We start from the raw sequence: 18,571 nt of genomic DNA, 5'->3' as shown, positions 1-18,571 counted from the left end.
CGGCGGCAGGGGGCTCCGGGCGGCGGGCAAGGGTTGCCGACGCCGGGCGGCCCGGCACGGTGCGCGGTGTTGCCGCGCTCCTGCTCGGGCTACGATGCGCGGCGATGACCAGGCCACGCAGGGTTCCGGACGCCGCGCAGCGCCGCCTCCGCCTGCTCGGCTGCGTCCTCGTCCTCGTCGGCCTCCTCGCCGGTGCGGCGGCCTGCGCCGACGCCGGCAGGTCCGGCGGCGCCGCGGGCCACGGCCTCGTCCTGCGGGCGAACGCCCCGCAGAGCGACGTCCTGGAGGCGGTGCTACGGCCCGACGGGCCGGGGCCGGACGCCTCCCGGTCCGACGCCCCCCGGGCCGACGGACTCCCGGCCGACGGCCCGCCTGCGGGCAGCCAGGCGTACGCCCCCGCGGGGAACGGCGCCCCCGCCGTCGCTCCCCGCCCCGTCTCCTGCGCCGAGGCCCACACCCCCGGCACCCCCGCAGAGGACTGCCCCGCCGCGTCCGAGCGCGCCCCCGCCACGCCCCTGTCCTCCGGGCCCGGGCCCTGCCCGCCGCCCGGTGCGGGCCCGCCGTTCGCCGCGGGTACGGGTGCCCCGGCGGAGGCCGGTGTCACCGCGTCCCCACCCGGCGCCCGCGGCACCCCCGACCTCCACGAACTCCAGGTCCAGCGGACCTAGGACGGCCCCCCGCGCACCCCTGAACCTCCCGCCGCCCCGCGGCGCCGGTGCGTGCGCGGATCACGTACTCCGTCCACTCCGACGAACACGCCCCGCCGCCCGGCCGCGTACCTCCGTGTCCGCGAGCGGCCCGGGGAGAAGGGTCCGCACCATGGGTTCCGCCAAGTCCAAAGCCGCCGCCCGCCGCGCCCGCGCCGAGGAGCTGCGGCGCAAGGAAGCCGCCCGCGAGCGCCGCAGCAAGCAGCTCACCTACCTCGCCGCCGCCGTCGTCGTGATCGCCACGGCCGTCGGCGGCTACTTCATCGTCGACAGCGCCCAGGAGGACGAGAAGGCCGCCGCGGCGCCGCTGAAGGGCGAGCAGAGCTGGGACGACCTCGACCAGAACCACGTCACCGAGGACGTCGACTACAAGATGACTCCCCCCGCCGGCGGCGACCACGACGGCGCCTGGCAGAACTGCAACGGCGACGTCTACGACGAGCCGATACGCGACGAGAACGCCGTGCACTCCCTGGAGCACGGCGCCGTGTGGGTCACGTACGGCGACGGGGCGAAGGAGGCGGACATCGAGAAGCTCGCCAAGCGCGTCGGTGAGACCCCGTACTCGCTGATGAGCCCGCACGCCGAGCAGACCGGCACGATCACGCTGACCGCCTGGGGCAAGCAGCTCACGGTCGAGAAGGCGGACGACCCGCAGGTGGGCAAGTTCTTCGACAAGTACGTCCAGGGCCCGCAGACCCCCGAGCAGGGCGCCGCGTGCACCGGCGGGAAGCCGGCGTGACCGTGGCCGCCGTCCCCTGGCGCGCCCTGCGGTGGCCGCTGGCGGCGCTGGCCGCGGCCGTCCTCGTCTGCGGTACGTTCCTCGCCGTCCTCGCCACCGGCGCGGACGGCGACGACGGCCCCGCCGTCCCGGACACCGCCTCCGCGGACGCCGGGTTCGCCCGCGACATGGTCGTCCACCACCAGCAGGCGGTGGAGATGTCCCTCATCGTGCGCGACCGCACCGACGACGAGGACGTGCGCAGGCTCGCGTACGACATCGTCAACACCCAGGCCAACCAGCGCGGCATGCTCCTCGGCTGGCTGGACCAGTGGGAGCTGCCGGCGTCGTCCGGCGGGCCGCCGATGGCCTGGATGGGCCACGAGATGCCCTTCGAGGCCCGCGACGGCGCGCTGATGCCCGGCATGGCCACCGACACCCAGATCCGCCGGTTGGGCGCGGCCGAGGGCGAGGAGGCCGAGGTGCTGTACCTCCGGCTGATGACGGCGCACCACCGGGGCGGCGTGCAGATGTCGCAGATGGCGGAGCCCGTCGTGGAGACGCGGGTGGTGCGGCGGCTGGCGGGGACCACGCTGCGCGGGCAGCAGTCGGAGATCAAGCTGATGCGGGACATGCTGGAGGAGCGCGGCGGGATCGTGAAGCCGTAGCCGGCCCGGGCCGCCCCGGTCGGTCCCGGTCGGCCCGGCCGGTCCGGTCCCGGTCGGGAGTACGTCAGCGGGCGAGGGCTTCGTCGAGGGCGGCGGCGAAGTCCTCGTACGTCTGCGGGTTGGAGATCTTCTCGCCGCCGAGGAAGAACGTCGGGGTGCCCTGGACGTCGAGGGCGAGGCCGTCGCGCTGGTCCGCCTGTACGCGCTTCGCCGTGCGCGGGTCCGCCAGGTCGCGGTCGAAGCGGGCCATGTCCAGGCCCAGTTCGCGGGCGAAGCCGCGGAAGACGTCCTCCTCGGACTCCCCGGCCTCGCCCCACTCGGCCTGGGTGTCGAAGAGCTTGCGGTACATCTCGTCGAACTTGTCCTGGCGGGCGGCGGCCTCCGCGGTGCGGGCGGCGAGTTCGCCGTTGCGGTGGCCAGGCATGGGGAAGTAGCGGGCGACGAAGGTGACGCGGTCGCCGTAGCGCTCGCGGAGCTTCTCGACGGCCGGGTAGTACGCGCCGCACGCCTCGCACTCGAAGTCGAGGAACTCCACGAGGGTCAGCTCGCTGTCGGCGGGCGAGGTCAGGCGGTGGCTGTCGGCGCGTACGACGCGGGGGTCGGCGGCCGGGGCGGCGTCGGTGGGGGAGTCGTCGCCGGGCAGGAAGGCGGCGGCGAGGGCGAACACCGCGAGGAAGACCGCGGAGATGACGACGGTGGCGTAGAGATGCTTCTTCTTGTTGCGGCTCTGGGTGGCGGGCTTCTCGGGCATGGGTTCCTCACGACGGGTGCGGGCGGACGGCGGGACGGCGCCGGCCGGCGCCGCGTCCCCGTCCGCGTCCGTCAGGAGGCGGGGGCGAAGCGGCCCGGACCCGGCGGCCGGGCGGGGAGCAGGCTGTACGCCGGGGGCGCGCGCAGCCGCAGCCGGGCCGGGCCGCGGTGCCGGCGCACCGGCGCCCCGGCGGCGGGCAGAGGCGGGCGGGGCGGCGCGTACGCGGGGTGCGCGGCCCGTACGAGCCGGTGCGCGAGGACGTGCGCGCGCACCTCGGCGACCAGCGTCCGCCCGCGCGCGAGCAGCGCGTCGGCGGCGCCGAGCAGGCGGGCGGAGATCAGCAGCGCGACGGCCTGCGCCGCGAGCAGTCCCCACGGCGGGTGCCCCGGGCCGCCGAGGCCGGGGGCGGAGAGCACGCACAGCAGGTCGAGCGCGAGCTGCGCGGCGACGACGGCGGCGAGGCCGCCCGTGCCGGTACGCCGCTGCCGCCCCGCGACCAGCCAGCCGCCGACGGCCGCCACGGCGAAGAGCCACAGGCAGCCCTGGGCGCGCAGCACCCCGGCGGGCAGCGCCGCGCCGAGCTGCGGCAGCAGCACGCAGCCGGCGGCGAGCGCGGGCGTGAGCGCGGCGGCGGGTGCGGCGGCGGGTGCGGCGGCGGGCGCGGGTGCGCGCGCGGGCCCCGGCGCCGGCACGGGGCGGGTACGGGCGGTCATGGTCGTCGCAGCCTAACCAGCACCCCGGGCGCCCCCGGTGCCGGTCTCCCCCGTGGCTACGATGTGGCTGCGCGGATCGCCGGACGAGAGGAAACGATCATGCGGCGGCTGGGGGATCTCGAAGCGGAGATCATGGACCGCCTGTGGAAGTGGGACCGCCCCGCCACCGTCCGCGAGGTCGTCGACGACATCAACAAGGACCGCGAGCTGGCCTACACGACGGTCATGACCGTCGCCAACATCCTGTACCAGAAGGGCTGGCTGCTCCGGACGAAACAGGGCCGGGCCTGGCTCTACACCCCCGTGCGCAGCCGGGAGGCGTACTCCGCGGCGCTCATGGAGGACGCCCTCGGCGCCAGCGAGGACCGCTCGGCGGCCCTCGCCCACTTCGTCGAGGGCATGACCGACGACGAGGTCGCCGCCCTGCGCAAGGCGCTGCGCGACGCGGGCCGCCGGGGCGACAGCCGGGGCCCGGGGTGAGCGAGGCGCTGCCCGTCCTGGGCTACGCGGCCGTGCTCGGCGTGCTCGCGCCGCGCCTCGTGCTGCGCAGCGCGTGGCCGCACCGGGCGCCCCGGCTCGCGGTCGCCGTGTGGCACGCGCTCGCCGCGGCCTTCACGCTCTCCGTGGCGCTCGCCGCGTACCACCTGGCGACGCCCACCGAGCACCTGCACGCCAGCTTCGTCGGCTTCCTGCACTCCTGCGGCCTGGGCCTGGACCGCGGCGTCGACCTCGGCCTCGGCAGCGGACAGCCCGACCCCGGAACCGCGGGCCGGCTGGCGGGCGCGCTGCCGGCGGCCGTGGTCGGGGCGGTGGCGCTGAGCATCGGCGGCCACGCGCTGCGGGCGTGGCGGGTACGGGCCAGGCACCGCGCCGTACTCGACATGGTCGGCCGCCGGTCGGCCGCGCTGGGCGCCGTCGTCGTGGCGCACGGCACGCCCGTCGCGTACTGCCTGCCGGGCCGCCGCGCCCGCGTCGTCGTCAGCGAGGGGACGCTGGAGTTGCTGTCGCCCGCGCAGGTCGACGCCGTGCTGGAGCACGAGCGGGCGCACGTCGCCGGCCGCCACCACCTGCCGCAGGCGGCGGCGGACGGCTTCGCCGCCGTGTTCCGCGCGCTGCCGCTGGCGCGGCACGTACGGCGGCAGACGGCGCTGCTGCTGGAGATGGCGGCGGACGACCGCGCGCTGCGGCGGCACCCGGGCGGGGTGCTGGCGACGGCGATGTACGAGATGGCCGCCTGCCGGGCGCCGGGCGGGGCGTTCGCCGTCGGCGGCGGCACGGTGCCGGTTCGGCTGCGGCGGGTGCTGGGCCCGCGGCGCCCCGCGCACCCGGTGCTGCGGGGCGCGGTGGCGGCGGTCGCGCTGGCGGTGCCGCTGGTGCCGCTGCTGGTGGCCTGCCCGCCGGCGCCGGTCTGACAGCCCTCAAGGGCTGTCCCGTACCCCCGTTCCACGGGGGTCGCTTGCCCGCTCTTCTACTAATCTACTAAGTTGCCTTTCGGTTCATGTCGCCGCCGAGGATGAGGAGCAACTCCGCCATGGGAGCGCACCGCCGCCCGAAGTCCCCCGGCCGCGCCCGGATCACGACCCTCTCCTTCGCCGCCGGGGCGTTCACCCTGCTGTCGGCGCAGAGCGGCCAGGCCCAGCCGAAGCAGACCGTCGAGGAGGTGCGCGCGGAGGTGGAGAAGCTCTACGAGGAGGCCACGGGGCCCACCGAGGAGTACAACACCGCCCGCGGGCGCCAGCAGAAGCTGCAGCAGGAGGCCGACAAGGCCCAGGACGAGGCGGCCCGCCAGCAGCAGGAGATCAACGAGCTGCGGGACCGGATAGGCCCGCTGGCCGCCGAGCAGTACCGCAACGGCGGCATCGATCCCAGCGTCCAGCTCGCCCTGTCCGCCGACCCGGACGAGTATCTGAAGGAAGCCGAGATGGCCGACCGCGTCGGCCACCGGCAGGCGTCGGCCCTCAGCGTGCTCCAGGACAAGCAGCGGGAGCTGGCGCAGCAGCGCAAGGAGACGTCGGCGAAGCTCCGCGAGGCGGAGGAGTTCCGCAAGGCCGCCGCGGAGAAGAAGGACGAGGTCCGGAAGAAGCTGACGGAGGCACGCACGCTCCTCAACTCCCTGACCGCGGAGGAGCGGCAGCGGCTCGACGCCGCCGAGGAGCAGGAGGCGGAGGAGGCCGGCACCAGCGACTCGGCGGACACCTACGACGGCCCGGCGAGCGGCCGCGCGAAGGCGGCCCTGGACTTCGCGTACGCGCAGCTCGGCAAGCCGTACGAGTGGGGCGCGACCGGCCCGGACTCCTTCGACTGCTCCGGCCTGACGGGCGCGGCGTGGGGCGCGGCGGGGGTCTCGCTGCCCCGCACCGTCAAGCAGCAGTACGACGCGGGCCGCAAGGTCGGCCAGGCCGACATGCAGCCGGGCGACATCATCTACTGGTACAACGACACCCAGCACAACGGCATGTACGTCGGCGACGGCCAGGCGATCCACGCGCCCCGCACGGGCAAGAACGTCGAGATCACCCCGGTCGACAGCATGCCCTTCTACGCCGCCAGCCGCCCCTGACCGCCCCAGGCCGTCAGCAGCACCCCTCGGTTTCGGCGTCCACGCAGGTCCGGTCCTTGGCCACGGCGATGACGGCGGTGCGCAGGTCGTCCAGCGCGTGCCCGAGCCGGGCGTCGGCGAGTTCGTAGCGCATCCGGCGGCCGTCGGGCGCGGCGACGACGAGCCCGCAGTCCCGCAGGCACGCCAGGTGGTTGGAGAGCCGGGTCCTGGAGACGCCGATCGACTCCGCCAGTTCTGCGGGGTAGCCGGGGCCGTCGCGCAGGGCGAGCAGGACGCGGCAGCGGATGGGGTCGGCGAGGGCGCGGCCGAAGCGGGCCAGCACGTCGATGTCCGTGGCGGTGGTCAGCACCTCCACGACGGTACACAGGATGGTGAACTCCGGGCGGACTTCCGGACGTCACAGCACCAGCGCCCCCGCCACGAACGCCGCCAGCACCCCCAGCGGGTGGAACGAGGCGCGGTTGAAGACCGCGAGGGCCGTCGGTCCCTCGGGGCGGCGCAGCAGGCGCGCGGCGGGGAGCACGAGGGTGGGCAGGGAGGTGAGCGCGGTGAGGACCAGGCCCACCGCGCCGTAGTACGGCCACGCCGCCGCGGCCAGCGCGCAGGCCGCCGCGGCGGTGAGCAGGAGCAGGGCCGCGGAGAGGCGGGCGGCGGCCCGCGGGCCGTAGACGATCGGGACGGTCTTGATGCCGAGCGGGGTGTCCTCGTCGACATCGGCGAGGTCGTTGGGGATGTTCCGGCCGCCGATCTCCCACGCGGCCATCCACACCGCCAGCAGCCCCAGCCGCAGCGGGTCGACGGTGTCCGAGAAGGCGAACCAGCCCGCGCACGCACCGATCGCCACCATCGCACCGCTGAGCAGGAACTTGTACGCGGTGACCGTCGCCAGCCGGCAGTACGCCGCCTCCAGCAGCGCGGCGCAGCAGAAGAGCACCGCGCACACCCAGCTCAGCGCCACCGCCACCGCGAGCGCGACCCCGCCCAGCAGCAGCACCCAGACCAGCCCCGCCGCGAACCGCAGCCTGCCCTGCGCGAGGGGGTGCCGGCCGCCCGCGCTGTCGATGTCCGGGGCCGCGCGGGTGTGGGCCATCGCCGCGCTGCGCCGGTCGAGCCGGGCGTCGAACAGGTCGTTCGCGGCGAAGACCGCGAAGAACGCCGCGGCGGTGGCGAGCACCGCGGCAGTCAGGCGGCCCGGCGCGGGATTGTCGGTGGCCAGCAGCGCGCCGACCAGGGGCTGGGCGATACTCAGCAGCGCCTGGTTGCCGCGCGAGAAGCCGTACAACGCCCGCGCCTGGACCGCAAGACTCATGGAGTGGATTCCCTGGGTTCGGAGAGGTGGGTGGTGTGGGTGGTGCGAAGGGAGCGGGGCGGACGGGGGGCGGGGAGGTCCGGGCCCGCGCCGACGTACCAGTGCGCGAACGCCGCGCCCGCGGCGCCCGGTTCTGCCAGTTCGCCGAGGCGCTGCCGCCGCCGGGCCAGCTCCGCCCGGCGGTCGGCGGGGTGCCGGCCCTGCGGGTGCAGCAGGTCGAGGAACCCGGCCGCGAGGTCCCGGGTCCGCAGCACCTCGGGGAGCCTGCGGGCCGTGTAGTCCGACAGGTACGCCTCGTCGCCGTCCCGGTAGCGGCGGATCAGCGCGTCGGCCAGGTCGGCGGCGTCCGCGACCGCGAGGTTCATGCCCTTCGCGCCCGAGGGCGTCAGCACGTGCGCCGCGTCCCCGGCCAGGAAGAGCCGCCCGTGCTGGAACCGCTGCCGCACGCTGCTGCTCATCCGCAGCACGCCCGTCTCCACGATGCGCCCCAGCCGCGGCACCGCCGCGCCCGCGCCCACCAGCCGGGTGCGCAGCCGCTCGTGCACGCGGGCCGCGGTCCAGCGGGCGGTGGCGTCCCCGGCGGGGATCTCCAGGTAGAGCCGGGCGATGTGCGACGTACGCGGCATGACGCCCGCGAAGCCGTCCTCGTGCACCGCGTAGACCACGCCCGGCACCCCGCGGTCGACCTCGGCGAGGAGGGTGAGCCAGTCGTACGGGTAGCGCTCGTCCAGCCCGTCCTGCGGCGCGGTCTCCGGCGGGAGCGCCCGCGGGGTGATGCCGTGCGGGCCGTCGCAGCCGACGACGTAGTCGCACTCGATGTCGAGCCCGTCGCACTCCACGCGCGCGGGCCCGGCGCCGTCGACGTGCACGCCGGTCGCCGGGAGGGAGAACTCCGGGGTGTGGCCCGCCGCGCGCAGGTCGGCGATGAGGTCGCGGACGAGGAGCTGCTGCGGGTACACCCAGTGCCGTACGCCCCCGGACTGGGCGGCGTAGTCGAAGCGCAGCAGCCCGCCCGCGCACAGGAAGTCGCACCAGCCGTGCCGCGTGCCCTCGGCCAGCAGCCGGTCCGCCAGCCCGTGCGCGCGCAGGTACTCCACGACCCGGTGCTCCACCAGGCCCGCCCGCGCGCGGCGTTCGACCTCGGCGCGCGAGCGGCGCTCCACGACGGCGACGCGGATGCCGGCTCGTAAGAGGACGTTCGCCAGCACCAGGCCCGCTGGTCCCGCACCCACGACGGCGACCTGCGTACGCACCCGCCGCTGCGCCCGTGCCACACCGCTCGCGCTGCTCGCGCCCTTGGTGCCCCTCGCGCCCGTCATTCCGTCTCCCGCAGGTCCGCCGGTACGTGCGCGGGGTTGAACACCTCGTGGATGGCGGCCAGCACGTCGTCCCCGGACCACAGCCGGTACGTCCGGAACGCCGCCTCCTCCCGCGGGTCCGGCGGCCACGGCGTGACCCCGGCGCGTACGACGGTGCGCCCCAGCCGCGCGCCCGCCGCCTGCAGCGCCGGGCCCAGCGGCGCCGCGGCGTCGGTGAGGCAGCGCCGCAGGGCGGGGTCGCCGCCCGGGCCCGCGACGGTCTGGTTCCACGACCACATCCGGCCCCGGGTGTCGGTGAGCGTCGAGTGCCGTACGAGCACGTCGCCGTCGGTCCCGAGCAGGGCCGCGGCGCCGCGCGGGGCGTCTTCCGGGCGGACGAACCCGAGCGTCACGTCGCCGACGTGCAGCCGCGCGCCGGCCCACGACTCCAGGAGGGTGGTCGTCAGGCCGTCGCTGCCGAGCAGCATCCGCGTCAGCGGGCTGCGGAACAGGGCGATGGCCGAGCGGGCGGTGTCGGTGCCGGGGGTGTCGAAGCTGTCGTCGTGGGCTGCGGGAAGGAGCTGGGTCCTCGTGGGCATACCGTTGAAGCTCACTTTCGGGTGCGAAGACGGGAATCGGCAGTCGCCGGGGCATACGACGACCGACTCGCGGTGACGACGAGATACCCCGGCAGTGCGAACCGAGTGTGCACCGTCAGTGGCGCTCCGCACATCCCCGCCAGCGTCCTGACCGCGGCGGCGCTGTACACCTTGCGCAGGCTGATCAGCCCGTCGTGCGCCTGCGCCGGGCCCCCCGTCAGGAACATCAGCGGCACCGCGGCCAGATACAGCGGATGCCGCCACCCGTCCACGAGCAGCAGCGTCCGCGCCACCCGCGTGCCTTCGCTCAGCAGCGCCACGACCCCGTCGGGCGTCAGGTGGTGCAGCGACATCGCCATCACCGCCACGTCGTACGCGCCCGCCGGGGCGTCGATCGCCGTCGCGTCGAGCACCTCGCAGCGGGCCCGCGGATGCCGCCCCAGCGGCCCGGCGCGCAGCTCCGCGACCACCCGCGGGCTGACGTCGCTGACGGTGACCCGGGCGGTGGGGTGGGCGCGGAGGATGCCGTACGCCAAGCGCCCGGAGCCGGCGCCGAGTTCGAGGACCCGGGGGCGGCGGGCGGGGCCGAATGCGGCGGCGGTGAGGCGGGCGCAGGTGCGGTAGCCGAGGGTGAGGCGCTGGAACCGGTCGAGTCCGCGCAGGACGCGGCGGGCGGTGGCGGGGTCGCCGGGGCGGTCGAGGTACTCCTCCCGCGCGGTCTCGTAGAGCCGGTCCCAGCGGGCGGCGGCGGGGCCGCCGCGGGGCATGCGGAGGGGGGAAGGCGGGTCGGCGGGCGGGGGGTTCACGGCCGGTCACTCCCGGAGCCGTGGCCGTACGCCGGGCCCGCGACCTCGTCGGCGAGCCAGGCCAGCCGGTCGCGGTCCGCGCCCGGGGGCACCGGCGCGAGGGCCCGGTGGCAGCGGACGACGTACGCGCGCGCCATGCTCTGCGCCGCGCGCAGCGCGCCGGTGTCGCGGGCGAGGCGCGCGAGTTGCCGCTGGCGGGCGCGCTCGTCGCTGCTGCCGTCGACGAGTTCGGCGAGCACGGCCCGCTCGGCACGGCCGCCGAGGCGGTGGGCGAGGAGTACGGGCAGCGCGGGCCGGCGGTTGCGGAGGTCGCTGCAGACGGGCTTCCCGGCGTGCACGTCGCCGCCGTCCCCCTCGCCGCCCGCACCATCGGACACGTACGGCAGCAGGTCGTCCCTGATCTGGAACGCGATGCCCATCGCCTCCCCGTACGCCGCGAGCACCTCGGCCTGCTCCGGGCTGCCGCCGCCGAGCAGCGCGCCCACCTGGCACGCGGCGCGGAACAGCGACGCGCTCTTCAGCCGGACCATCTCCACGTACGCGGCGATGCCCCCGTCCGCGGCCGCCGCCACCTCGCGCAGGCTGCCGCTGAGCGCGACCTCCTGCGCGACGCCGCGCGCGGTCTGCTGCCCGGCGGCGCCCAGGGCCTCGACGGCGTCGAGGACGCACCCGGCGGGCACACCGGTGCGCCGGCAGGCGCCGAGCTGCTGGAAGAGGGCGAAGAACAGCGAGTCGGCCGCCAGCACCCCGTGGGCGAGGCCGAACTCGCGGTGCGCCGCGACCTTGCCGCGGCGCAGCTCGTCGCCGTCGATGATGTCGTCGTGGACGAGGGTGGCGACGTGGGCGAGTTCGATGCCGACGGCCGCGGGCAGCACCGCTTCGTACGAGCCGCCGACGGCACCGGCGGCCGCGAGGAGGGTGATCGGCCGCAGCAGCTTGCCGGGTGGACTGAGCGCCCACCGCTGCGCGGTGGCCAGCAGATCGGGGTCGTCGGCGCCGGCTTCGCCGCGGTCCAGCCAGTCGGCGATGCCGGCGTCGACGGCGTGACGCAGCTCGGCCAGCGGAAAGCACGCCGGGCCGGCGTCGGTGCGCTGCATGAGGAAGCCGCCTTCCCGGGGGCAGGGTGCGTAGGCGCCCGTTTGGCTGGTAACGACGGCGTCAAAGCCCAGGGCACTCCGCATCACCCCGTTGGGGGGTTCCCCGCCCGGCGCGCGGCATTCACGGCACGTCCTCCGGACGCTCGTTGACGCGCCGGTAACAAAGTTGGCGCAATAGTGATGCTCATGACAATGAAGTCCCGTCGCCGGTCTTGCCGTCGCCCCGGGGAGCTGCCTCAATGCGTAGACATCGGGGGTGATCCACCCCCGACCCCCCACAAGGAAGAGGCCCTCCATGAAGAACGCACGCACCGCCCTGGGTGTGGGTGCCGCGGTCGCCGGCGCGCTGTTACTCGCGGCGCCGAGCGCGCTCGCGGTGGAGCCGCAGACCGCCACCATCGGGTTCGACTGCGGCAGTTTCGGCTCCGGCGAGGCGACGCTCGAAGCCACGCAGGACGGCACCGCGGCGACGATCACCATCACGACCGACGCCATCACGGCGCCGATCCCGATCGGCGCGAACTCCGCGTCCTCGACCCTCACCCTCACCAGGAACGGCACCGACACGGTGGAGTTCTCCGGTAAGTCCAACCCGGCCATCCCGGTCGGCGCGCCGGCGAACACGGGCCCGCTGGCCGGCACGGTCGCCTCCGGCGACTCCCTGGAGGCCACGTCGCTGACCGTCTCGGTCCTCGGCATCACGGCCGACTGCACCGCCACGACCCCGCAGAACCCGGGCCCGTTCGTCTTCGAGTGACGGGACCGCGCTAGGCGACCCGCGGCAGGCGCCCCGCGGTGCGCGCGAAGCGCATGACGCACGACCGGTGGCCGGGCCCCCGCCCGGCCACCGGCTCGTACCGCCGCCACCGCCTGGACGGCCGTCCGCCTCGGCCGCCCGGCGACCGGCCGCCGCACCCGCCGCCGCGTCCTGGCCGCCGACCACCGCCGCCGACCGCCGCGGGCGCGTTACCGCCGGTACTGGCGGCACTCCCCGGTGAAGACGCCGTCCAGGCACTCCCGCAGCAGCTCCTCGCCGACCGCGGCCGCCGGGCGTCCGCCCACGCTCCCCGCCGGCTCCTGGTAGAGCTGGTCGGCCAGCCCCGTGACCAGCGCCGCGATGCGCGCGGCGGCCACGTCGCCGTCGACGTCCGCCGCCACCTCGCCGCACTCCTTGCCGTTGTGCACCGCGGTCGCCAACTGCCCCCGGAAGTCGGCGGCCGTGGCCCGCGCGACCTCGGCGAGCGCGGCGTTGTCCAGGGAGCGGCCGAGGAAGGCGCGCGTGACGCGGTACTCGGCGCGCCTGTCCTCGTCGAGCGGCAGCTGTTCCAACAGGCTGTGGAAAACCACGTCGGAGATCCGCCGCTGCTCTTGTGTGCCCCTGGCGATCCATCCCGCCACGCGCTCGCGGAACGCCCCGGTCACCTGCTCGTACGCGAAGAGCAGCAGGTCGTCCTTGCTGGCGAAGTAGTGCTGGACGAGCCCGACCGAGATCCCGGCCTCCCGCGCCACCGCGGCGACCTTGACCGCGTCGAGCCCCGCGGTGGCCACCAGGTGCCGGACGGCCGCGGCGATCTCGCGGCGGCGGGCGGCGTGGTCAGCGGTCCTGGGCACGCGGATAACCGTATCAGGGTATGGTTACGTCATAACCGTACGGCCATACGGTTATGCCTTGTCCCGCCCTGCCCGGAGACGGAATCATGCGAACTCGCGCAGCAGCCCTGGTACTCCTCCTGATCGCCGCCCTCGCGCCCCTCCCGGCGCAGGCCCGGTCCGCCACCCAGCAGGTCGACGCCTACCTGCGAGAACGTGCCCGCGCCACCGACACCCCCGGCCTCGCCTACGCGATCGTCGGCCCCCGCGGCACCGAGCGCACCGGCGCCTTCGGCCACGACGGCGCCGGCAGGCCCGTCACCGCGCGCACGCCGTTCCTGTGGGGTTCGATCGCCAAGCCCGTGACGGCGACCGCGGTCATGACGCTGGTGGAGTCCGGCGCCGTCGACCTCGACGAGCCCGTACGCACCTACCTCCCGCGCTTCACCCTCGCCGACCCCGGCGCCGCCGCCCGCATCACCGTGCGCCACCTGCTCCGGCAGACCAGCGGCATACCCGAACACACCGGCGTCACCGACCGCTTCGGGGAGGACGGCGACCCGTACGGCCGCGCCGTGGCGGACCTCGCCGACACCGGGCCGCAGGCCGCCCCGGGCGAGCGCCACGGCTACTCCAGCGCCAACTACCTCCTCCTCGGCGCCCTCGTCGAAGCCGTCACCGGCCGCCCCTACGAGGCGTACCTCCGCGACCGCGTCCTCGACCCGCTGGGCATGCGCGGCGCCGTCACCACGCCCCGCGAGGCCGAGGCGGTCCCGGGCGGCCACAGCTACGTCTTCGGCCAAGTCGTGGCCGCCGACCGGCACTACGACCCGGCCGGCGCCGCCTACGGCTACCTCGGCGGCACCGTGCGGGACCTCGCCCGCTTCGCCGCCGCCCACCTCGGCGGCGGCACCCTCGACGGCGTACGGGTCCTGGCCCCCGGCTCCGTCGCGCGGATGCACCGCGGCACGGCCGACTCCGGCGGCACCCAGCGCTACGGTCTCGGCTGGCGCGACGACAGCCGCAACGACGACCTCGGCACCCGCACGGTCTGGCACACCGGCGGCGCCCCCGGCTTCCACGCGATGGTCGCCCTGCTCCCCGACGCCGACCGCGCCGTCGTCGTCGTGCAGAACGTCTACGGCTACTTCCAGGCCGGCGACCTCAACGCCGCGGGCTTCGGCGCCGCCCGCATCCTCGCCGGCGGCGACCCCGAACAGCCGCCCGGCGACGCCCCGTACACCGCGTTCCTCGCCGCCCTCGCCGCCGTGCTCACCCTCACCACCGCCGCCACCGCCTGGACGGCCTTCCGCCTCGTCCGCCCGGTGACCGGCCGCCGCACCCGCCGCCGCGTCCTGGCCGCCACGGGCGCCTGGACCCTGGCCGCCCTCACCGCCGCCGCCCTGGCCGGCATCGCCGCCCCCCGCTCCTTCGGCGTCGACCTCCGCCTGATCCGCCTCTTCGCCCCCGACCTCGGCTGGCTCCTCACGCTCACGGCACTCGCCGCCTGCGCGCTGGCCGTGCTCCGCCTCGCCGCGGGCGCCCTCGCCCTGCGCCGTACGGGCCGCGGCGACCGGTGACGTGTGTGGGCGGGCCGGAGGGCGGCGGGGGCGCGGGAGCGCGTCAGCCGTCCGCCAGTTCGGCGGTCGCGGTGCGTCCCGCGGCGGCCGTGCGGCGGAGGAAGGCGGCGAGCCGGGAGCCGTTCGCGGTACCCGGCGCCCACCTGCTGCCCGAACGCCTCGACGCGGTGCACTACGCCTACCGCCGCACCCTCGATCTGGTCGGCACAACTCTGACCCCGGCCGTCCCGCCGGCGCGTGCCCGTTCGTCGCCTGGGCAGAGGGACAGCCTCGCCCGCGGGCCGCCCGCGGGACCACCGCGCCGGCGTCGGCCGCCGTACCCCGTACGGCCGTCACCCGGCAGCCGCCGACGACCACCAGCCCCGCCGGTGCGGCCGAACGCGGCGCCGGGCGGGTTGACCCTGCCCTTACGTCAGGGTTCAGGATGAGCCCGAGGAAAGGCAGAGGGATGAGCTACTCCGTGGGGCAGGTCTCGGCGCTCGCCGGGGTCACGGTGCGTACGCTGCACCACTACGACAGGGCCGGGCTGCTGTCGCCCGGCGGGCGCAGCCCCGCCGGCTACCGGCTCTACGACGACGCCGACCTGGCGCGGCTCCAGCAGGTCCTCTTCTACCGCGAACTGGGCTTCACCCTCGACGAGATCGCCGCCATCCTGAAGGACCCGCAGGCGAACGCGCTGGAGCACCTCCAGGCCCGGCAGCGGGAGCTGGCCGAGGAGATCGGCAGGCTCCGGCGGCTGGCGGAGGTGGCGGCCCGCGCCATCGAGGTGCAGCAGACCGGGGTGCGGCTGAGCCCGCAGGAGCGGTTCGAGGTCTTCGGCGAGATCGCCTTCGACCTGAGCTACGCCACCGAGGCGCAGCTGAAGTGGTCGGAGTCGCACGGGCAGCGCGAGGCGATGCGGCGCGCCGCCGCCCACACCAAGGAGGACTGGCGGGAGCTGATGGAGGAGGCCGCCGCCTGGCGTACGGAGCTGCTCGCCGCCTTCGACGCGGGGGAGCCGGAGGACGGCGAGCGGGCCATGGACCTCGCCGAGGAGCACCGCCTGCACGTCACGCGCTGGTTCACCGCCTGCGCGCCCGGCATGCACAAGCGGATCGCGGACGACTTCCGTGCCGACCCGCGGGCCTTTGCGCTGGTCGTACCGCCCTCCGGGCAGCGGCCGGGGCTGGCCGGGTACCTGTGGAAGGCGGTGCACGCCAACGCGGCCAGGCGCGCGGAACGGTGCACCGCCGGGGAGGACGGGGACGAACGATGCGCATCCTGATCGCCGCCGCCGGCTCGCGCGGGGACGTCGCGCCGTATACGGGCCTGGGCGCCGAGCTGCGCCGGGCCGGGCACGACGTCGCCCTCGCCGCCACGGACGGCTTCGCGCCGCTGGTGCGGGGGGCGGGGCTGGAGTTCCGCCGGCTGCCGGCGGACCACAGGACGGGCACCGGGGGCGGCGACGGCGGGGGCGGCGGGGGCGGCGCGGGAAAGCGGGAGCTGATGCGCAGCGCCGCCGCGTTCGTCACCGAGCTGGGCCGGGGGTTCGCCGACGCGGTGGCCGAGGGCACTGACCTGCTCCTCCTCTCGGCGACCACCGCCCCGCTCGGCTGGCACCTCGCCGAGGCCACGGGCACACCGGCCCTGGGCGTCTACCTCCAGCCCACCGCGCCGACCGGTGACTTCCCGCCCGTCGTCACCGGCGCCCGCCCCCGGAGCCGGTTCGTCAACCGCACCGCCGGGCGCTTCGCGCTGCGCATGGCCGACCGCGTCTACGGCCGCGCGGTCGCCGACCTGCGCGCGCACCTCGACCTCCCCCCGCTGTCCCCCGCCGCGATGCGCCGGCGGCAGGAAGCGGCGGACTGGCCGGTCCTGCACGGCTTCAGCACCGCGCTGGTGCCGCGCCCCGCCGACTGGCGTGCCGGCCTGGAGGTCGTCGGCACCTGGTGGCCCGCGTACGAGCCGGCCGCACAACTGCCGCCGGAGCTGGCGGACTTCCTGCGCGCCGGACCCGCCCCGGTGCTGGTCGGCTTCGGGAGCATGGCGGGCGGCGACGGGGAGCGGCTGGGCGGCATCGCCGTACGGGCGCTGCGCCGTGCAGGGCTGCGCGGCATCCTCCAGGGCGGCAGCGCCGGGCTCACCGCCGCGGGCGACGCGGGCGACGACGTCCTCACCATCGGCGACGTACCCCACGCCCTGCTCTTCCCGCATCTCGCCGCCGTCGTCCACCACGCCGGGGCCGGCACGTCGGCCGCCGCCCTGCGCGCCGAAGTCCCGTCGGTCCCCGTCCCGGTCACCGCCGACCAGCCGTTCTGGGCGGCCCGCCTCGCCGCCCTGGGCGCCGCCACCGACCCGATCCCGTTCCGCACCCTCACCGCGGAACGGCTCTCCGGTGCCCTGAGCCGGGCCGCGGGCGAACCGTCGTACGCGCGGGCCGCGAAGAAGGCCGCCGCGCAGATGGCGACCGAGGACGGCGCGGCCCGCGTACTCGAAGCCGTCCGGTACGCGACCGAAGGAACCGGCACTACCGGCGCGACCGGCACGCCTGGCGCGACCGGCACCACCGGCGCCCGGTAGCCCGCGGGTGCGCCGCGCCCCGCTCCGGCGGGATGATCGGCGGATGGACGAACTCATCGCGCTCGCCCGGGACCTGGCCCCGGAGCCCCGGCTCACCGGCGAGGTGCTCGCGGCGGCGCTGGAGCGCGCGGGCTGGTCGGTGCTGCGCGCCGGGACGGGCACAGCGTTCCCACGGGTCTGGCAGAAGGGCGCCCTGCGGGCGGGCATCCAGGGGGACGGCCCGGGTGTCCGCCTCTCCGTCACGCTGTGGTGGCGGGAGGTCGAGGAGGACGACGAGGACTTCGTGGCCCTGGAAGCCCTCTACGAGGAGGCGGAGGCCGAGTCGCGCCGGGTGGGGGAGCGGCTGGACGAGAGCCTGCCGGGCGCGCCTCCGGAACCCGCAGGGGGAGACCCGACGGACGGCCTCGACTACCTCCACCACCGCGCCTGGCGGCTCACGAACCGCACCCTCCTGGTGGGCGCCATCCAGCACGACAACGGCCTCCCCGTGTTCGTCGAGGCGGTCATCGGCTGACCGCCGCGGGCCCGGGAAACCGCCCGTGGCCGGGTGCCGGTAATTTGCATTTGCTTTACTTTTGGCGATGAGCAGGGGATTTGCGAACGCACGAAGTATCGCTGAGCCCTCCATAGTTCATTTCGAGTGGCTCTTGAGTACTGGGGGGTAGCGTTCCCGCGTCAGGATTTCCCGGAACGCGAACGGCATCGACTGCTTGGAGTGCTTGGTGTCTGAAAGTGTCGGGGCGGACGGGCTTTATTCAGCCCTTGTGGAATTATTCTTCGCCCGCTGCGTGTCAAGCAATGCGACGCATGCCGACGTCGGTTGCAAGACTTGACACCGAGTCCGCACCTTCAGGCCGCCGCTGCCGTTGCCCGATATCTGGGGCCTCTCCCGTTTCGGCACCCACACCGGCGACCTGGCCCGCACATGCGGCCAGAACCGTCTCCCCACCCCTGCTCTCCCTCAGCAACCGGAGAGCGCACGGCGCCGCCATCGAAATCCCCCACTCGTGAGGGGTCGCTTCGGGGTTTCGTCTCCGGGCCCCTCCCCGCCCAAAAGAAAGAGGATCATGGCGAATTCCGGACGCAGTTCTGTGTTAGGTACCCCGCTGGGCCGCAGGTCGCTGCTGGTCGGCGGCGCCTCGGCCGCGTCGCTGTCCATGCTGTCGTTGTCCCGCCCCGCCTTCGCCGCCGCCGGCGATGAGCCGCCCGAGCTGCCCGACCTGGACAAGGACAACTACATCAAGTGGGCCCAGCCCACCGGTCCGCGGACCGGCAAGTCGGCCAGCGACGCGTTCATCGGCACGATGGACGTGACCGTCATCCTGTTCATGAACCGCGCGGCGATGCTGGCGCTGTTCGACGCGCTGGCGCCGTACCACGAGACGGCGGTCGGCGTGCACACGAAGATCCCGCGCCGCCCGGCCAGCGAGTCCGCCACCAACCGGAACATGAACATCGCCTGCATCTACGCGCAGCGAGGCATCTGGAGCCAGCTGCTGCCGCGCAACCTGGACCCCCTGCGGGACCTGATGCTCGGGCTCGGCCTGGACCCCGACGACTGGTCGGAGGACGTGACCACCCCGGCCGGCATCGGCAACGTGGCGGCCAAGTCG

21 protein-coding genes are annotated in these 18,571 nt (G+C 75.6%); 12 read left to right on the top strand and 9 right to left on the bottom strand.

Annotation, left to right across the window (positions count from 1 at the left end; translation table 11 throughout):
- The first annotated feature begins 104 nt into the window (after window positions 1–104).
- The 3 genes from LG396_RS31660 (at window position 105) to LG396_RS31650 (ending at window position 2,096) form a co-directional block, all read left to right on the top strand.
- Window positions 105–668, top strand: a complete 564-nt coding sequence (locus tag LG396_RS31660) for a hypothetical protein (RefSeq protein WP_225797389.1) — start codon at window positions 105–107, stop codon at window positions 666–668.
- 151 nt (window positions 669–819) lie between these two features.
- On the top strand, window positions 820–1,449 hold the full coding sequence (locus LG396_RS31655) for a thioredoxin-like domain-containing protein (protein ID WP_100300395.1): 630 nt from the start codon (window positions 820–822) through the stop codon (window positions 1,447–1,449).
- On the top strand, window positions 1,446–2,096 hold the full coding sequence (locus LG396_RS31650) for a DUF305 domain-containing protein (RefSeq protein WP_372483596.1): 651 nt from the start codon (window positions 1,446–1,448) through the stop codon (window positions 2,094–2,096). The genes LG396_RS31655 and LG396_RS31650 overlap by 4 nt, the downstream gene beginning before the upstream one ends.
- A 64-nt stretch (window positions 2,097–2,160) precedes the next feature.
- Here LG396_RS31650 and LG396_RS31645 read toward each other — a convergent pair whose 3' ends face one another.
- Both LG396_RS31645 and LG396_RS31640 read right to left on the bottom strand, forming a co-directional pair.
- A complete protein-coding gene (locus LG396_RS31645) occupies window positions 2,161–2,847 on the bottom strand; it encodes a DsbA family protein (protein ID WP_225797388.1) in 687 nt (228 codons plus the stop codon).
- A gap of 71 nt (window positions 2,848–2,918) precedes the next feature.
- A complete protein-coding gene (locus LG396_RS31640) occupies window positions 2,919–3,560 on the bottom strand; it encodes a hypothetical protein (RefSeq protein ID WP_225797387.1) in 642 nt (213 codons plus the stop codon).
- Window positions 3,561–3,659: 99 nt separating this feature from the next.
- On the opposite strand from LG396_RS31640, the gene LG396_RS31635 reads away from it, so the two are divergent.
- The 3 genes from LG396_RS31635 (at window position 3,660) to LG396_RS31625 (ending at window position 6,120) form a co-directional block, all read left to right on the top strand.
- Complete coding sequence (locus LG396_RS31635; protein WP_037746309.1) at window positions 3,660–4,040, top strand: BlaI/MecI/CopY family transcriptional regulator; 381 nt, start codon at window positions 3,660–3,662, stop codon at window positions 4,038–4,040.
- Window positions 4,037–4,972: a M56 family metallopeptidase gene (locus LG396_RS31630; protein ID WP_225797386.1), complete on the top strand. Its 936-nt coding sequence runs from the start codon at window positions 4,037–4,039 to the stop codon at window positions 4,970–4,972. Before LG396_RS31635 ends, LG396_RS31630 begins: the two co-directional genes overlap by 4 nt.
- Before the next feature lie 119 nt (window positions 4,973–5,091).
- Window positions 5,092–6,120 carry a C40 family peptidase gene (locus LG396_RS31625; protein WP_225797385.1) on the top strand — a complete coding sequence of 343 codons (1,029 nt, stop codon included), beginning with the start codon at window positions 5,092–5,094 and terminating at the stop codon, window positions 6,118–6,120.
- Between the two features lie 13 nt (window positions 6,121–6,133).
- Here LG396_RS31625 and LG396_RS31620 read toward each other — a convergent pair whose 3' ends face one another.
- From LG396_RS31620 to LG396_RS31595, 6 genes are read right to left on the bottom strand one after another with little or no spacing between them, the layout of a single operon-like run.
- Window positions 6,134–6,469: an ArsR/SmtB family transcription factor gene (locus LG396_RS31620; protein ID WP_026276475.1), complete on the bottom strand. Its 336-nt coding sequence runs from the start codon at window positions 6,467–6,469 to the stop codon at window positions 6,134–6,136.
- 48 nt (window positions 6,470–6,517) lie between these two features.
- Window positions 6,518–7,429 (bottom strand): UbiA family prenyltransferase, encoded by a 912-nt coding sequence (locus LG396_RS31615; protein ID WP_225797384.1) that lies wholly within the window; start codon window positions 7,427–7,429, stop codon window positions 6,518–6,520.
- Complete coding sequence (locus tag LG396_RS31610) at window positions 7,426–8,748, bottom strand: FAD-dependent monooxygenase (RefSeq protein WP_225797383.1); 1,323 nt, start codon at window positions 8,746–8,748, stop codon at window positions 7,426–7,428. The genes LG396_RS31615 and LG396_RS31610 overlap by 4 nt, the downstream gene beginning before the upstream one ends.
- On the bottom strand, window positions 8,745–9,326 hold the full coding sequence (locus LG396_RS31605; protein ID WP_100300898.1) for a hypothetical protein: 582 nt from the start codon (window positions 9,324–9,326) through the stop codon (window positions 8,745–8,747). Before LG396_RS31605 ends, LG396_RS31610 begins: the two co-directional genes overlap by 4 nt.
- 11 nt (window positions 9,327–9,337) lie before the next feature.
- Entirely contained in the window at window positions 9,338–10,132 is a 795-nt protein-coding gene (locus LG396_RS31600) for a class I SAM-dependent methyltransferase (protein ID WP_225797382.1), read from the bottom strand.
- On the bottom strand, window positions 10,129–11,229 hold the full coding sequence (locus LG396_RS31595; RefSeq protein WP_225797381.1) for a polyprenyl synthetase family protein: 1,101 nt from the start codon (window positions 11,227–11,229) through the stop codon (window positions 10,129–10,131). The genes LG396_RS31600 and LG396_RS31595 overlap by 4 nt, the downstream gene beginning before the upstream one ends.
- Before the next feature lie 295 nt (window positions 11,230–11,524).
- Here LG396_RS31595 and LG396_RS31590 point away from each other — a divergent pair, with 295 nt between their 5' ends.
- Window positions 11,525–11,986, top strand: a complete 462-nt coding sequence (locus LG396_RS31590; protein ID WP_018838469.1) for a hypothetical protein — start codon at window positions 11,525–11,527, stop codon at window positions 11,984–11,986.
- 209 nt (window positions 11,987–12,195) lie between these two features.
- On the opposite strand, the gene LG396_RS39845 is transcribed toward LG396_RS31590, so the two are convergent.
- Entirely contained in the window at window positions 12,196–12,840 is a 645-nt protein-coding gene (locus LG396_RS39845) for a TetR/AcrR family transcriptional regulator (RefSeq protein ID WP_225797380.1), read from the bottom strand.
- Window positions 12,841–12,926: 86 nt separating this feature from the next.
- Here LG396_RS39845 and LG396_RS31580 point away from each other — a divergent pair, with 86 nt between their 5' ends.
- The 5 genes from LG396_RS31580 to LG396_RS31560 form a co-directional block, all read left to right on the top strand.
- Window positions 12,927–14,399 (top strand): serine hydrolase domain-containing protein, encoded by a 1,473-nt coding sequence (locus tag LG396_RS31580; protein ID WP_225797379.1) that lies wholly within the window; start codon window positions 12,927–12,929, stop codon window positions 14,397–14,399.
- A 448-nt stretch (window positions 14,400–14,847) separates the two neighbouring features.
- Window positions 14,848–15,663: a MerR family transcriptional regulator gene (locus tag LG396_RS31575; RefSeq protein ID WP_225797378.1), complete on the top strand. Its 816-nt coding sequence runs from the start codon at window positions 14,848–14,850 to the stop codon at window positions 15,661–15,663.
- Window positions 15,651–16,958, top strand: a complete 1,308-nt coding sequence (locus tag LG396_RS31570) for a glycosyltransferase (protein WP_225797377.1) — start codon at window positions 15,651–15,653, stop codon at window positions 16,956–16,958. Before LG396_RS31575 ends, LG396_RS31570 begins: the two co-directional genes overlap by 13 nt.
- Before the next feature lie 43 nt (window positions 16,959–17,001).
- On the top strand, window positions 17,002–17,472 hold the full coding sequence (locus LG396_RS31565; protein WP_225797376.1) for a hypothetical protein: 471 nt from the start codon (window positions 17,002–17,004) through the stop codon (window positions 17,470–17,472).
- A 553-nt stretch (window positions 17,473–18,025) separates the two neighbouring features.
- On the top strand, window positions 18,026–18,571 hold a 546-nt coding region (locus LG396_RS31560; RefSeq protein ID WP_372483595.1), incomplete at its 3' end, for a DUF6851 domain-containing protein.

The organism is Streptomyces aculeolatus (assembly GCF_020400605.1).
Lineage (GTDB): Bacteria > Actinomycetota > Actinomycetes > Streptomycetales > Streptomycetaceae > Streptomyces > Streptomyces aculeolatus.
Note: the sequence above shows the minus strand (reverse complement) of the source record. Positions and strands in the feature narration are given on the sequence as shown.